This window comes from Burkholderia cepacia ATCC 25416 (assembly GCF_001411495.1).
GTDB lineage: Bacteria > Pseudomonadota > Gammaproteobacteria > Burkholderiales > Burkholderiaceae > Burkholderia > Burkholderia cepacia.
The window spans coordinates 2,716,284-2,730,175 of record NZ_CP012981.1; the positions used below are offsets into that span (position 1 = coordinate 2,716,284).

Here is a 13,892-nt window from a genome sequence, read left to right on the forward strand (position 1 = left end):
TGACGGCAGACGGCATGCGCGGCGAGTGCCCCGGCAGATCGACTTTCGAGCGGGAGACCGGGAGTGCTTCATCAAATCATCGACCGCAGGCTGGCCGGCAAGAACAAGAGTATCGCCAACCGCGAACGCTTTCTGCGTCGCGTCAAGAACTACATTCGTCGTGCCGTGTCCGACGCGGTGCGCGACCGTAGCATCAAGGATATCCAGAGCACGCAGAGCATCACGATCCCGCGCAAGGACATCGCGGAGCCGAATTTCCGGCACGCGCCTGGCGGGCGTCGTGAATACGTGCACCCCGGCAACGAGGACTACGTGCGCGGCGACAAGATCCCGCGCCCGCAGGGCGGCTCGGGCGGCGGAGGCAGTCAGGCGAGCAACGAGGGCGAAGGGCAGGACGACTTCGTGTTCGAGTTGTCGCGCGACGAGTTCATGCAGTACTTCTTCGACGATCTCGAACTGCCTCGCCTCGTGAAGACGCACCTGCTGACGGTGCCGAGCTGGAAGAACGTGCGCGCGGGCTGGTCGGCGGAAGGCACGCCGAACAACATCGACGTCGTGCGTTCGCTGCGCAGCGCACTCGGGCGTCGCATCGCGCTCGGCTCGCCGCTCGTCAACGAGCTGCGAGAGCTGGAGGCGCAGCTCGAGGCGATGAAGAGCGACCCGGAAGACCGGCGCGCGGAGATCGCGGTGCTCGAGGCCGAGATCCATCACCTGAAGGGGCGCATCTGGCGGATTCCGTTCATCGATCCGTTCGACCTGCGCTACATCAACCGCGTGAAGCAGCCGCAACCCTCGAGCCAGGCCGTGATGTTCTGCCTGATGGACGTGTCGGGCTCGATGGACGAGCAGCGCAAGGATCTGTCGAAGCGCTTCTTCATCCTGCTTTACCTGTTCCTCAAGCGTAACTACGAGCGCATCGAGGTGGTGTTCATCCGCCACCACACGCGTGCCGAGGAAGTCGACGAGGACACCTTCTTCCATTCGACCGAGAGCGGCGGCACGGTGGTGTCGAGTGCGCTCGAGCTGATGCGCAAGGTGATGAACGAGCGCTACTCGCCGACGGAGTGGAACATCTACGGCGCGCAGGCGTCCGACGGCGACAACTGGACTGACGATTCGCCCAAGTGTCGCAAAATCCTGGAAGAGGATATCCTCACGAAGGTGCGTTACTTCGCGTATATCCAGGTCGCGCCGGAAGAGCAGAACCTGTGGCTGGAATACGCGCAACTGGCCCTGTCTCAGCCGCATCTCGCGATGAAAAAAGTGGAATCGGCTGCCGACATTTACCCGGTGTTTCGCGAATTGTTCGAAAAGCAGGTGGAAATGTCATGACGACCCGCCATCTGCACAACGAGTCGCGCGGCTATGCGCCGCGCCCTTCCGGCGACGACACGGCCGGCCCTGCCGCACCGCAGCAACGCGGGCAGGCCGAACCGCCGCCGCCGGCCGCCGATTTGCCCGGCCCAGGGCAAAAGGAAGCGCGTATGAACGTTGCCGAACGCAAGCCGCTGCCGTGCCCGTCCGACTGGACGTTCGAATTGCTCGAGGAATACGACACGCACATCTCGCAGGTCGCCGAACAATACGAGCTCGACATCTACCCGATCCAGCTCGAACTGATCAGCGCCGAGCAGATGATGGACGCGTATGCGTCGGTCGGGATGCCCGTCAACTACCGTCACTGGTCGTTCGGCAAGCACTTCCTGTCGACCGAGAAGAGCTACCGTCGCGGCCAGATGGGCCTCGCGTACGAAATCGTCATCAACTCGAACCCGTGCATCGCGTACCTGATGGAAGAGAACACGATGACGATGCAGGCGCTCGTCATCGCGCACGCGGCGTACGGGCACAACTCGTTCTTCAAGGGTAACTACCTGTTCCGGCTGTGGACCGACGCGCACGCGATCATCGACTATCTCGTGTACGCGAAGAACTACGTCGCGGAATGCGAGGAGCGCTACGGTCTCGATCGTGTCGAGGAACTGCTCGATTCGTGCCATGCGCTGATGAACTACGGCGTCGACCGCTACAAGCGGCCGCAGAAGCCTTCGCTGTCGAAGGAGGCCGCGCTGCGGCGCGAGCGCGAGGCGTACCTGCAGTCGCAGGTGAACGAACTGTGGCGCACGCTGCCGGGCAAGAAGCCCGAGCTGATGGAGGAGCAGGAAGACCGCTATCCGCCCGAGCCGCAGGAGAACCTGCTGTATTTCGCGGAAAAGAATGCGCCGCTGCTCGAACCGTGGGAGCGGGAAGTGATCCGCATCGTGCGCAAGATCGGCCAGTATTTCTACCCGCAACGGCAGACGCAGGTGATGAACGAAGGCTGGGCGACGTTCTGGCACTACACGCTGCTGAATACGCTGTACAACCAGGGGAAGCTGGAAGACAGCTTCATGATGGAGTTCCTGCATTCGCACAGCAACGTGGTCTACCAGCCGCCCGTCACGAAGCCGTACTACAGCGGGATCAACCCGTACGCGCTCGGCTTTTCGATGATGAGCGACATCCGGCGGATCTGCGAAGCGCCGACGGAGGAAGACTACAAGTGGTTTCCCGAGATCGCGGGCACCCCGTGGCTGCCGGCGATGCACTACGCGATGCGCAACTTCAAGGACGAGAGCTTCATCGCGCAGTACCTGTCGCCGAGCCTGATCCGCGACATGCGGCTCTTCTCGGTGCTCGACGACGACATGCGCGATTCGCTCGAGGTGTCGGCGATCCACGACGATTCGGGCTACCAGTATGTGCGGCAGGCACTGTCGAGGCAGTACGACATCCATCACCGCGAACCGAACATTCAGGTGTGGGCGGTGAACACGCGCGGCGACCGCAGCCTCACGCTGCGCCACTTCATGACCGACAACCGTCACCTGTCGAACGACAGCGACGAAGTGCTCAAGCACATGGCCCGGCTCTGGCAATTCGACGTGTTCCTGGAAAGCGTCGACGAGGCCGGTACCGTGCGCAAGCGCTACGAGTGCCGCTACGTGCCGCCGGAGGTGCGGATCTGAACATCGCCAGCGGGAAGTTTGCATCGAACGCCAGCCTGCGGGCTGGCGTTTTCATATGACGAACGCATGGCGGGAGAAAAATTTTCTACATCCGGACGAACCCGGAGAGCCTGTTACTTTACATTTCGCTAAAATCCCGTAGCGCCGTGCGCCGGAACCGGTGCCACGTTCGATCGCACGCGGCGGCCCAGCCGCCTCGCCCAGAAAGTACTACAAGGAACAGACCAATCCATGGATGTCCAGACCGAACAAGCCGCGCTGTCCGCGCATGACACCCGGCGGCGCGTGTTCGCCATCGTCGGCGCCTCGTCGGGCAACCTCGTCGAGTGGTTCGACTTCTACATCTACTCGTTCTGCGCGCTGTACTTCGCGCCGGCATTCTTCCCGAGCGGCAACACGACGACGGAGCTGCTGAACACGGCGGGGGTATTCGCGGCCGGCTTCCTGATGCGTCCGATCGGCGGCTGGCTGTTCGGCCGCATCGCCGACCGCCACGGCCGCCGCAACGCGATGATGATCTCGGTGCTGATGATGTGCGGCGGCTCGCTCGTGATCGCGGTGCTGCCGACCTATGCGCAGATCGGCGCGCTCGCGCCGGCGCTGCTGCTGGTCGCGCGGCTGTTCCAGGGGCTGTCGGTGGGCGGTGAATACGGCACGAGCGCGACCTACATGAGCGAGGTGGCGCTGAAGGGCCGCCGCGGCTTCTTCGCGTCGTTCCAGTACGTGACGCTGATCGGCGGCCAGCTGTGCGCGCTGCTCGTGCTCGTGATCCTGCAGCAGACGCTGTCGGGCGACGAACTGAAGGCGTGGGGCTGGCGCATTCCGTTCGTGGTCGGCGCGGCGGCCGCGTTGATCTCGCTGTACCTGCGCAAGTCGCTCGACGAGACGTCGACGTCCGAATCGCGCGACAAGAAAAACGCGGGCACGATCCGCGGCGTGTGGCAGCACAAGGGGGCGTTCTTCACGGTGGTCGGCTTCACGGCCGGCGGCTCGCTGATCTTCTACACGTTCACGACGTACATGCAGAAGTACCTCGTGAACACGGCCGGCATGCATGCGAAGACGGCCAGCAACGTGATGACCGTCGCGCTGCTCGTCTACATGCTGATGCAGCCGGTGTTCGGCGCGCTGTCCGACAGGATCGGCCGCCGCACGTCGATGATCCTGTTCGGCTCGTTCGCGGTGATCGGCACGGTGCCGCTGATGCACGCGCTGAAGGACGTGACGAGCCCGGTGGCGGCGTTCGTGCTGATCACGGTCGCGCTCGCGATCGTCAGCTTCTACACGTCGATCAGCGGGCTGATCAAGGCCGAGATGTTCCCGCCGGAAGTGCGCGCGATGGGCGTCGGCCTGTCGTATGCGGTCGCGAACGCGATCTTCGGCGGCTCGGCCGAGTACGTCGCACTGTGGTTCAAGTCGATCGGCAGCGAGGAAACCTTCTACTGGTACGTGACCGTGCTGTGCGCGATCTCGCTGATCGTGTCGTGGCGGATGCGCGATCCGAGCAAGGAAGGGTACCTGCGTCACGAGCCGTGATCGGCCGCGCATCGTACGCATTCGCATCATGACGAACGTCCCGCCAGCCGGCGGGACGTTTTTTTTCGGCGTTCGATTACGCGGGCGGAGGCGGTGCGTGGTCGGGCGCCGGGTCGGCCACGCTCGACAGGATGCCTTGCTGGACCAGCCAGTCGAACATCTGCTCGACGATCGGCGAGCGCGACGGGCCTTCCATCCGCGACAGCCACCATGTGGTGCCGGGCAGGCGCGGGTAGTCGGCGAGCACGGTCAGCGTGTGCTGGTCGAGGCCGGCCTGCGCGACGAGGCGCGGCAGGCACGCAATGCCGCGGCCGCGCTGCACGGCGTCCAGCACGAGCCGCTGGTCGTCGTAGATCGCCTGCATCCGGAAATCCGACAGCTGCTCGCGAAAGACGGTCGCCATGCGCTCGTCGGTCAGGCTCGCTTCGAGGCAGACGAGCCCCGCGTGCCGCGCGTGTTCGGCGCGCGGCACGCGGGCGAGCGTCTCGGCCAGCGGCGTCGCGCATACCGTCACCCATTCGTCCCGCATGAACGGAATATCGACCAGGCCCGGTTGCAGCATCGGCCGCGTGCCGATCGTCATGTCGACGTCGATCTCGTCGACGTAGCGCGCGGTTTCGTCGGTCGACAGCAATGGGCACAGGTCCGGCAGCGCCTGCTGCAACTGCTCGAGGCGCGGCTGCAGCCAGCCGTGCAGCAGCGGCGCCGGACACACCAGCACGACGAGCCCCGGGTTCAGGTAGGTTGCGATGCGGTCGAGCCCGCCGCGCAACGTGTCCATCGCGCGCTGGACGCTGCGCTGCAGGACCTCGCCGGCGATGGTCAGCTCGACGCCGCGGCCGCGCCGGCGGAACAGCGGTTGACCGAGCTGCGCTTCGAGCTGCTGGATCTGATGGCTGATCGCCGACTGCGACAGGTGCAGCTCGTCGGCCGCGCGCGAGAAATTGCCCAGCCGGGCCGCGGCTTCGAAGCCGGTCAGTAGTTTCAGGGACGGAACGCGTTGCATCGAGGTATGAGGCGAATTGATTGATTCGGCCAAAAAATATCAATATTCATCAAGTTTAACCTGGCGGAAAATCGCTCATCAATCACAACGGAGTCGGATCGATGGGTCGCTTTGATGCTCGCCAGCGCGGTTACCGGATGCCCGCCGAATGGGAATCCATGCACACGACGTGGCTCGGATGGCCGGTGCTCGACAATCGCGAGGACCTGTGGGGGACGCATTACGCGCAGGTCTGCCGCGAATTCGCGCTGGTCGCGCGCACGATCGCGCGCTATCAGCGCTGCGTGGTCGCGGTGCACCACAGCCAGGCCGATGCCGCGCGCGAACTGGTAGGCCCGAGCGTCGACGTGCTGCCGGTCGCGGCCGAGGACAACTGGCTGCGCGATTGCGGGCCGATCTTCCTCGTCAGCGAACGGCACGGTCTGGGCGCGGCCGTGTTCCGCTTCAACTGCTGGGGCGAGAAGTACCAGCCGTACGACGGCTGCCAGCAGGCCGGTCAGGACATCGCGCGCGCGGCCGGCGCCGAGATCTTCAATTCGCACATGGTGCTGGAGGGCGGCTCGTTCTACGTCGACGGGCAGGGCACGCTGGTCACGACCGAGAGCTGCCTGCTGCATCCCAACCGCAATCCGCACCTGAGCCGCGCGGAGATCGAGGCGGAGCTGCGCCGCATGCTGGGCGTCGAGAAGATCGTGTGGCTGCCGGGCAACCCCGACGAAGTGGAGACGAACGGGCACGTGGACGGCATCGCGTCGTTCATCGCACCGGGCCGGATGCTGTGCCAGACCGCACTGCCGGAACAGGGCGACTATTTCCGCGTGATGCGGGAAAACCGCCGCGCGCTGGAGCTCGCGACCGATGCGGCGGGGCGCCGTTTCGAGCTGCTCGACCTGCCGTCGCCGATCGTCAGCGAACGCTTCGGCTCCGAGCGCTACTGCGACTGCTATGCGAACTACATTCTGGTGAACGGCGCGGTGATCGTGACCGCATTCGGCGTCGAGCAGGACGAGGCCGCACGCGACGCTTTCAGCCGGGCGTTCCCGACGCGCAAGGTGCAGATGCTGCCGATCCCGACGCTGTCGATCGGCGGCGGGAGCATCCACTGTTCGACGCAGCAGCAGCCGTCCGTCGCGCACTGAGCGACGTCCCGTGAGCGGTTTCCGGTTCCATCGAGGAGCAATCGCAATGCCGTCCAAACACATCACCGTCGCCGCCGTCCAGATGGCGTCGGGCAGCTGGAATCTCGAAGACAACATGGCCACCGCGGAGCGCCTGATCCGCGCGGCTGCCGCGCAGGGCGCGAATCTCGTGCTGTGCCCGGAGCTGTTCGCGATGCCGTACTTCTGCCTCGACCAGAACGTGCGCCATCTCGAACTCGCGCAGCCGTTCGAAGGCAACGCGCAGATCGCCCGTTTCGCGGCGCTGGCCGGCGAACTCGGCGTCGTGCTGCCGATCGGCTTCTTCGAGCGTGCGGGCAATGCCGCGTACAACTCGATCGCCGTGGCGGACGCGGACGGGCGCGTGCTCGGCGTCTATCGCAAGACACATATCCCGGACGGGCCGGGTTATACGGAGAAGTTCTATTTCACACCGGGCGATACCGGCTTCAAGGTGTGGGATACGCGCTTCGGCCGGATCGGCATCGGTATCTGCTGGGACCAGTGGTATCCGGAGACGGCGCGTTGCCTCGCGCTGATGGGCGCCGAGATCCTGTGCTTTCCGACCATCATCGGCTCGGAGCCGTTCAGCAGTGCGTTCGATTCGTCCGGCCACTGGCAGCGCACGATGCAGGGCCACGCGGCCGCCAACATGGTGCCGGTGGTGGCGGCCAACCGGATCGGCCGCGAAGCCGGCTTCGGCAACGGCAATCCGCAGCAGCAGGCGCTCACCGGCGTGTTCTACGGGTCGAGCTTCATCGCGGATCACACCGGCGAGAAGCTGGCCGAGGCGCACCGCACCGACGAGGCGGTGCTCGTGCATACGTTCGATCTCGATGCGATCCGCGCCGACCGGCAATCGTGGGGCTTCTTCCGCGATCGCCGTCCGGAGATGTATCGCACGTTGCTGACCAGCGACGGCGTATCGTCCTGCTATCGATGAGGGACGCCCGATGAAACGGCAAGGATGGTTGCGTGTCGCGGCGCCGGGCCTCGCGCTGTGCGTGCTGGCGGGAACGGCGCGCGCCGACGAAGAGACGGTGCTGAACCTCTATAACTGGAGCAATTACTTCGCGCCGGATACGCTGGCCGGCTTCGAGAAGGAAACCGGCATCAAGGTGCGCTACGACGCGTACGACAGCGACGAGACGCTGCAGTCGAAGCTGCTGACCGGCAACAGCGGTTACGACCTCGTGTGGCCGACCAACGACTTCATGGCCCGGCAGATCCAGGCGGGTGTGTTTCGCAAGCTGGACAAGCACCGGCTGCCGAACCTGAAGTATCTCGATCCGTCGCTGCTGAAGCAGATGGCGCAGTCCGATCCCGGCAACCAGTACGGCGTGCCGTACATGTGGGGCACCGTGGGCGTCGGCTACGACCGCGCCAGGGTGCGCGCGATCCTCGGCAAGGACATGCCGGCCGACAGCCTCGACCTGCTGTTCAAGCCGGAGATCGCGTCGCGCGTCGCCGCGAAGTGCGGCCTGGGCCTGCAGGACTCCGCGAGCACCGTGCTGCCGCTGGCGCTGCGCTATGTCGGCCGCGATCCGATGCATCCGTCCGCACAGGACTACGCGGCCGCGCAGGCGATGCTGATGAAGATCCGGCCATTCATCCGCGAGTTCGTGGGTTCGTCCGACGCCAACGAGCTGATCGACGGTGAGCTGTGCGTAACGGTCGGTTTTTCCGGCGCGATCAACCTGGCCGCGCAGAAGGCGAAGGCGCGCGATCCGAAGCGCGACGTCGTGTACGACATTCCGAGGCTCGGCACCCTGATGTGGTTCGATGCGATGGTCATTCCGGCATCCGCGAAACATCCGGACAACGCGCATGCGTTCATCAACTACATCCTGCGTCCGGACGTGATCGCGAAGATCTCGAACTCGACGCGCTACGCGAATGCGAACCAGGGCGCGCTGAAGCTGATGGATCCGGCGCTGGTGCGCGATCCGGGCGTCTATCCGGACGAATCGACGCGGCGCACGCTGTTCACGCCGATCGCCGAATCGCCGGCCGCGATGCGTCTCGAAGGCCGGACCTGGCTCGGCTTCAAGACGGCACGACCGTGACGGCCTGCCCTGCAACAACCGAAATAACCGGCAAGCGAAAGAGGAATGCCATGACTACACGACGTCAACTGTTGAAACGCGGCCTGTCCGTCTCCGGCGCGGCGCTGGCCGCCGGCGCGATGGGCGGGTTGTTCGGCCGCGCCGCGCATGCGCAGCAGGGCGCCACCTGGCACATGCCGGACGAAGGCGCGCCGCACACGGCGACCTGGATGGCGTTCGGCCCGAGCGCGGACATCTGGGGCGCGCGGCTGCTGCCGGTGGTGCGCGAGCATCTTGCCGCGGTCGCGAAAGCGATCGCCGCGCACGAGCCGGTCAAGATGCTGGTGCGGGAAGAGGATTACGCGGTCGCGTCGCGCCTGTGCGGCTCGTCGGTCGAGCTCGTCCAGCATCCGGTCGACGACCTGTGGATGCGCGACACCGGGCCCGTGTTCGTGAAGAACGCGTCGGGCCAGCTCGGTGGCGTGAGCTTCAATTTCAACGGCTGGGGCAACAAGCAGGAACACGACCAGGACGCGCAAGTCGCGCCGTTCGTGGCCGAACGCGCCGGTGCGCGGCTGATCGACACGAAGCTCGTGCTGGAAGGCGGCGGCATCGAGGTGGACGGCGAGGGCACGGCGATCATCACGCGCAGCTGCGTGCTCAATTCGAACCGCAATCCGGGCGTCAGTCAGGCGCAGTGTGAAGCCGAGCTGAGCCGCCTGCTCGGGCTGAAGAAGATCATCTGGTTGCCGGGCATCGCCGGCAAGGACATCACCGACGGGCATACCGATTTCTACGCGCGCTTCACGAGCCCGGGCGTCGTGGTGGCCGGGCTCGACACGGACCCTTCGTCGTACGACCACGCGGTGACGCGGCAGCATCTGGAGATCCTGCGGAAATCCACCGATGCGAAGGGGCGCCCGTTGAAGGTCGTCGTGCTGCAGGGCCCGAAGACCGTCCGGCACCAATACGAGAACGCGGAGTTCGCGGCCGGCTACATCAATTTCTACGTGTGCAATCGCGCGGTGATCGCGCCGCAATTCGGCGACAGCCGTGCCGACCGCAATACGCGCGACACGCTCGTCGACCTGTTTCCCGGCCGCGAGGTCATCCAGCTGAACATCGACGGCATCGCCGCGGGTGGCGGCGGCATCCACTGCACCACGCAACAGCAGCCGGCGTGAGCGTGTCGCGTCATATCGTTATCGAAATCGATTCGTTGTCCGTTGCGGACGATTTCCGTAACCTGAACCCGTAGTTCGTGTGACACCTCCTTGACTGGGATTCGCGCCCGCTGCGTGCAGCGGGCGTCTTTTTTTGTTCCGATCATTCGCGTGTCCAGGATATACAATCGCCAACGCCTGTCCGAGGCGCCATCGACGATTGAAAAAATATCCATGAAAGAACAACGATCATCCGTTCCGGGCCTGACGATCCTGCTGGCCGTCGTCAACCTCGCCGTCTTCGTGCTGATGTGGCGACAGGCATCGTACGGTGCGCTGACGAACAGTCTGCTGCTCGGCTGGGGCGCCAACTTCGCGCCATATACGCTGACCGGGCAGCCGTGGCGCCTGCTGACCAGCGCGTTCCTGCACGGCGGTTGGCTGCATCTGGCGCTGAACCTTTACATGCTGATCGTGCTCGGCACCGTGCTCGAGCGCGCGGGCGGCTCACTGCGGTTCGGCGTCGCGTACCTGCTGTCGGCGCTCGGCGGCTCGCTGCTGAGCGCGCTCTGGTCCGGGCATCACGAGGTCAGCGCAATGCAGGTCGCGTTCGGCATCGTGATGCCGACGAGCGGCATCCGCCCGGTCGTCAGCGTCGGTGCGTCGGGCGCGCTGATGGGACTGGCCGGCGCGGCCGCCGCGCTCGCATTGCACCGGCGTGCGGACCGCGGTCGCGATGCGGGCGTCGTCATCAATCTCGGCGCGGTGGCCCAGGTGATCGCCATCAACCTGGCGTCGGGATTCTTCATTTCCGGTATCGACCAGGCTGCGCATCTTGGCGGTGTCGTCACGGGTTTCGTCGCCGGCTGGATACTGTACGGTTTTCGTCCTTCGGGCGCTTCGCTGCGTGGCGCGGTGCTGCCGGTCACGCTGGCGGTGCTGGGTAGCGGCGTGATGTTGTTTGCGGCGCAGCGCGCGGGCAGCGCGGAGCTGCAGGAGCTACGCACGGCCGTGGATCGCGAGCGTGCGCAGGACGACGCGCGGCAGCAGGCGAAGCGCGATGCGGACACGATCGCCGAGCAGATCCGCGAGGACGAGCAGCATCGCGCCGCACCTGTGTCCGCGGAACTGGCCGCAGGCACGGTCGTCCCGGTCGGCAAGGGTACCTATGCAATGGTCATGGGAGCGTCGGGCAAGCGCCTGTACATCACCGACAACGACGAGAACACGCTCGTCGTCGTCGACGTCGACAAGCGCACGGTGGTCCAAACGATTGCCGGCGAGCCATTCAAGACGGGGCTCAACGGTTGTCCAAGCAACATGTGCCGCGGCCGCGGCGCGAGCGGAGTAGTTGTCAGCCCGGATGAGCGCTATGCGTATGTGACGTCGATGCGCGAGGACAGCGTCGTACGTATCGATCTGGCGAGCGGCAAGATCGTCGACAGTGCGATGCTCGGTCGGTTTCCGCGTGCGATCGTCGCATCGGCATCGCACGACAGGCTCTACGTGCTGAACGGCGTCGACGATACGGTGTCCGTCGTCAGCATTACGCACTGGCCGCAGGTCGTCGCGACGCTGAAACTGGGTGATGGCGACGGGGCGGGCGTCGAGTTCGGGCGGTCACTGTCGATGTGGCTGTCGCCGGACGGCAAGCAACTGAATGTCAACGCGATGCAGAAAGGCACGATCGTCGCGTTCGATACGTCGACGAACGAGCCGCTCCGCTCGTATCCGCTCGATGCAGGTTTCATCCGGGCGGAACCGGGCGCGTCGGGCGCGGGAACATGGTTCTACGGCGCGTCGTCGGTCAAATGGGTGGACCCGGCGAGCCTGGCGTCGCTGAAGACCTATCCGGTCTGCCAGACTTCGGCACACAGCTTCGACGGCAGCGATGATGGCAAGCTGATCGCCGTGACCGCGTACGACGGTTCGCCGATGCGCGTGATCAAGATGGCGACCCGCCGAACGGTCGGCGAATTTCCGGTGGCGGGCGGCGTGTCGCAGGTGATCTTCGCGCCAGACCATCGCACGCTCTACGCACTGGGCGCTGCGGGCACGCTGTCGTTCCTCAGCATGGACCGCTCGCTCGATTATCTGCAAGACACGGACGCAGGCGAATTCCTGTGTGCGGCGTCCGCGGACGGGGAAGAGGGCGCTGACGGCGCATGACCGCGCCGCCAGCCTCATCACGAAACCCGCTGAGCAAAGCACCATTTGTTGGTTCGGATTCGCCGCACGCGCTGATACGTTAGCGGCTTCGCGACGACACACTCCGTCGCGATGTTCTTCGAACCGGGCCGCCGCGCGATCCGCGGCGGCCTTCATAACAAATCAGGTCGTGCTCATGAAAATCCACACTCTCGCTACGTGGCTCGTCGGGGCTGCGCTCGTTACCGCAGGTACCGTCGCGCATGCGGACCGTCTCGACGATATCAAGAAGGCCGGCGTGCTGCGCGTCGCGACGTTCGACAGCAACCCGCCGTTCGGCTATGTCGACGGCAAAAGCAATCACATCGTCGGTCTCGACGTCGACTATGCGAAGGCGCTCGCCGACAAGCTCGGCGTGAAGCTGCAGCTCCAGCCGACCAACCCCGCGAACCGCATTCCGTTCCTGACGTCCGGCAAGGTCGATCTCGTGCTCGCGAACTTCACGATCACCGATGAGCGCGCGAAGCAGGTCGACTTCAGCATCCCGTATTTCTCGTCGGGCCAGCAGTTTCTCGCGAAGAAGGGCGTGCTGAAATCGGCCGACCAGCTGAACGGGCTGCGCGTCGGCGCCGACAAGGGCACGACCAACGAGATCACGCTGCGCGAGAAATTCCCGAAGGCGACGATCGTCGCGTACGACGACACGCCGTTCGCGTTCGCCGCGCTGCGCGCCGGCAACGTGCAGGCGATCACGCAGGACGGCCCGAAGCTGATCGGCCTGCTCGCGAACGTGCCGGACAAGCAGAACTACGAGATCCCGGCGTTCACGATCTCGAACGACTACATGGGCGTCGGCGTGCCGAAAGGCGAGACGCGCCTGCTCGGCTTCGTCAACGACACGCTGAAGGGGCTCGAGGCGAACGGCCGCGCCGTGCAGATCTACGACGCATGGTTCGGGCCGACGACGAAGACGCCGCTCACGCGCATCTTCCGGATCGGCGACAAGACCTGATCCGCATCGCACGCGCGCCGCGACCGGCCGGATCACCGGCCTCGCGGCGCTTTCCGTTTTCTTCCGATCGCGCGCTTCGCGCCCGCAACACAGCATGCTCGGGTTGGCTCCCAAATATCTGTCCTGGCTCTGGCAGGGCTTCCTGCTGACGCTCGGTCTCGCGGCCGCGTCGGCCGTCGCCGCGACCGCCGGCGGTCTGCTGCTCGCGGTCATGCGGCATGCGCGCGGCACGGCACCGCGCGCGGTAGCAGCCGCGTACGTCGTCACGTTCCGCAACACGCCGCTGCTCGTGCAGTTGCTGTTCTGGTATTTCGGTGTCGCGTCGCTGCTGCCCGACACGTGGGTCGCATGGCTGAACGCGCGCCATGCGTTGAGCATGGGTCCGTTCACGCTCGCATGGCCGTCGTTCGAATTCGTCGCGGGCTGGGTCGGGCTGAGCGCGTATACGGCCGCGTTCGTCGCGGAGGAATGCGAAGCCGGCCTGCGCGGCGTGCGGCGCGCGCAGCACGATGCGGCGGCCGCGCTCGGCCTCACGCCGATGCAGTCGCTGCGCTACGTGGTGCTGCCGCAGGCCGTGCGCATCGCGTTGCCGCCGCTGTTCGGCCAGTACATGAATCTCGTGAAGAACTCGTCGCTCGCGATGGCGATCGGCGTGGCCGAGCTGTCGTATGCATCGCGGCAGGTCGAGACCGAAACGTTCAAGACCTTCGCCGCATTCGGCGTGGCGACCGTGCTGTACGTCGCGGCGGTGGCCGCGATCGAAGCGGGCGCGTATGCGGCGACGCAATGGCGCGACCGGCTGGGAGCGGGGCGCTGA

The 13,892-nt window shown here is 65.4% G+C and carries 11 protein-coding genes; 10 read left to right on the forward strand and 1 reads right to left on the reverse strand.

Annotated features, from left to right (window positions below; all coding sequences use genetic code 11):
• Positions 1-63: 63 nt before the first annotated feature.
• From APZ15_RS12615 to APZ15_RS12625, 3 genes are all read left to right on the forward strand, one after another.
• Complete coding sequence (locus APZ15_RS12615) at positions 64-1,332, forward strand: YeaH/YhbH family protein (RefSeq protein WP_021163180.1); 1,269 nt, start codon at positions 64-66, stop codon at positions 1,330-1,332.
• Positions 1,329-3,008, forward strand: a complete 1,680-nt coding sequence (locus tag APZ15_RS12620) for a SpoVR family protein (protein ID WP_027787471.1) — start codon at positions 1,329-1,331, stop codon at positions 3,006-3,008. The genes APZ15_RS12615 and APZ15_RS12620 overlap by 4 nt, the downstream gene beginning before the upstream one ends.
• Positions 3,009-3,239: 231 nt before the next feature.
• Positions 3,240-4,544: an MFS family transporter gene (locus tag APZ15_RS12625; protein ID WP_027787470.1), complete on the forward strand. Its 1,305-nt coding sequence runs from the start codon at positions 3,240-3,242 to the stop codon at positions 4,542-4,544.
• 76 nt (positions 4,545-4,620) lie between these two features.
• On the opposite strand, the gene APZ15_RS12630 is transcribed toward APZ15_RS12625, so the two are convergent.
• A complete protein-coding gene (locus APZ15_RS12630; protein WP_027787469.1) occupies positions 4,621-5,550 on the reverse strand; it encodes a LysR family transcriptional regulator in 930 nt (309 codons plus the stop codon).
• A gap of 101 nt (positions 5,551-5,651) precedes the next feature.
• Here APZ15_RS12630 and APZ15_RS12635 point away from each other — a divergent pair, with 101 nt between their 5' ends.
• The 7 genes from APZ15_RS12635 to APZ15_RS12665 all read left to right on the forward strand — a co-directional run bounded on the left by APZ15_RS12635 (position 5,652) and on the right by APZ15_RS12665 (position 13,892).
• The gene (locus APZ15_RS12635) at positions 5,652-6,689 is read left to right on the forward strand and encodes an agmatine deiminase family protein (RefSeq protein ID WP_027787468.1); all 1,038 of its coding nucleotides are present in this window, start codon (positions 5,652-5,654) and stop codon (positions 6,687-6,689) included.
• Positions 6,690-6,735: 46 nt separating this feature from the next.
• The gene (gene aguB / locus APZ15_RS12640) at positions 6,736-7,650 is read left to right on the forward strand and encodes an N-carbamoylputrescine amidase (protein WP_027787467.1); all 915 of its coding nucleotides are present in this window, start codon (positions 6,736-6,738) and stop codon (positions 7,648-7,650) included.
• Positions 7,651-7,660: 10 nt separating this feature from the next.
• Entirely contained in the window at positions 7,661-8,773 is a 1,113-nt protein-coding gene (locus APZ15_RS12645) for a polyamine ABC transporter substrate-binding protein (RefSeq protein ID WP_027787466.1), read from the forward strand.
• Between the two features lie 50 nt (positions 8,774-8,823).
• On the forward strand, positions 8,824-9,936 hold the full coding sequence (locus APZ15_RS12650) for an agmatine deiminase family protein (RefSeq protein WP_027787465.1): 1,113 nt from the start codon (positions 8,824-8,826) through the stop codon (positions 9,934-9,936).
• 213 nt (positions 9,937-10,149) lie between these two features.
• A complete protein-coding gene (locus APZ15_RS12655; RefSeq protein ID WP_027787464.1) occupies positions 10,150-12,084 on the forward strand; it encodes a rhomboid family intramembrane serine protease in 1,935 nt (644 codons plus the stop codon).
• 175 nt (positions 12,085-12,259) lie between these two features.
• Positions 12,260-13,075, forward strand: a complete 816-nt coding sequence (locus APZ15_RS12660; protein ID WP_027787463.1) for an ABC transporter substrate-binding protein — start codon at positions 12,260-12,262, stop codon at positions 13,073-13,075.
• A gap of 94 nt (positions 13,076-13,169) precedes the next feature.
• Positions 13,170-13,892 carry an amino acid ABC transporter permease gene (locus APZ15_RS12665; RefSeq protein ID WP_027787462.1) on the forward strand — a complete coding sequence of 241 codons (723 nt, stop codon included), beginning with the start codon at positions 13,170-13,172 and terminating at the stop codon, positions 13,890-13,892.

Coding starts and splice junctions, on each gene's coding strand:
- APZ15_RS12620 (WP_027787471.1), top strand. CDS start 1,329: ATGACGACCCGCCATCTGCACAACGAGTCGCGCGGCTATGCGCCGCGC.
- APZ15_RS12625 (WP_027787470.1), top strand. CDS start 3,240: ATGGATGTCCAGACCGAACAAGCCGCGCTGTCCGCGCATGACACCCGG.
- APZ15_RS12630 (WP_027787469.1), bottom strand. CDS start 5,550: ATGCAACGCGTTCCGTCCCTGAAACTACTGACCGGCTTCGAAGCCGCG.
- APZ15_RS12635 (WP_027787468.1), top strand. CDS start 5,652: ATGGGTCGCTTTGATGCTCGCCAGCGCGGTTACCGGATGCCCGCCGAA.
- aguB (WP_027787467.1), top strand. CDS start 6,736: ATGCCGTCCAAACACATCACCGTCGCCGCCGTCCAGATGGCGTCGGGC.
- APZ15_RS12645 (WP_027787466.1), top strand. CDS start 7,661: ATGAAACGGCAAGGATGGTTGCGTGTCGCGGCGCCGGGCCTCGCGCTG.
- APZ15_RS12650 (WP_027787465.1), top strand. CDS start 8,824: ATGACTACACGACGTCAACTGTTGAAACGCGGCCTGTCCGTCTCCGGC.
- APZ15_RS12655 (WP_027787464.1), top strand. CDS start 10,150: ATGAAAGAACAACGATCATCCGTTCCGGGCCTGACGATCCTGCTGGCC.
- APZ15_RS12660 (WP_027787463.1), top strand. CDS start 12,260: ATGAAAATCCACACTCTCGCTACGTGGCTCGTCGGGGCTGCGCTCGTT.
- APZ15_RS12665 (WP_027787462.1), top strand. CDS start 13,170: ATGCTCGGGTTGGCTCCCAAATATCTGTCCTGGCTCTGGCAGGGCTTC.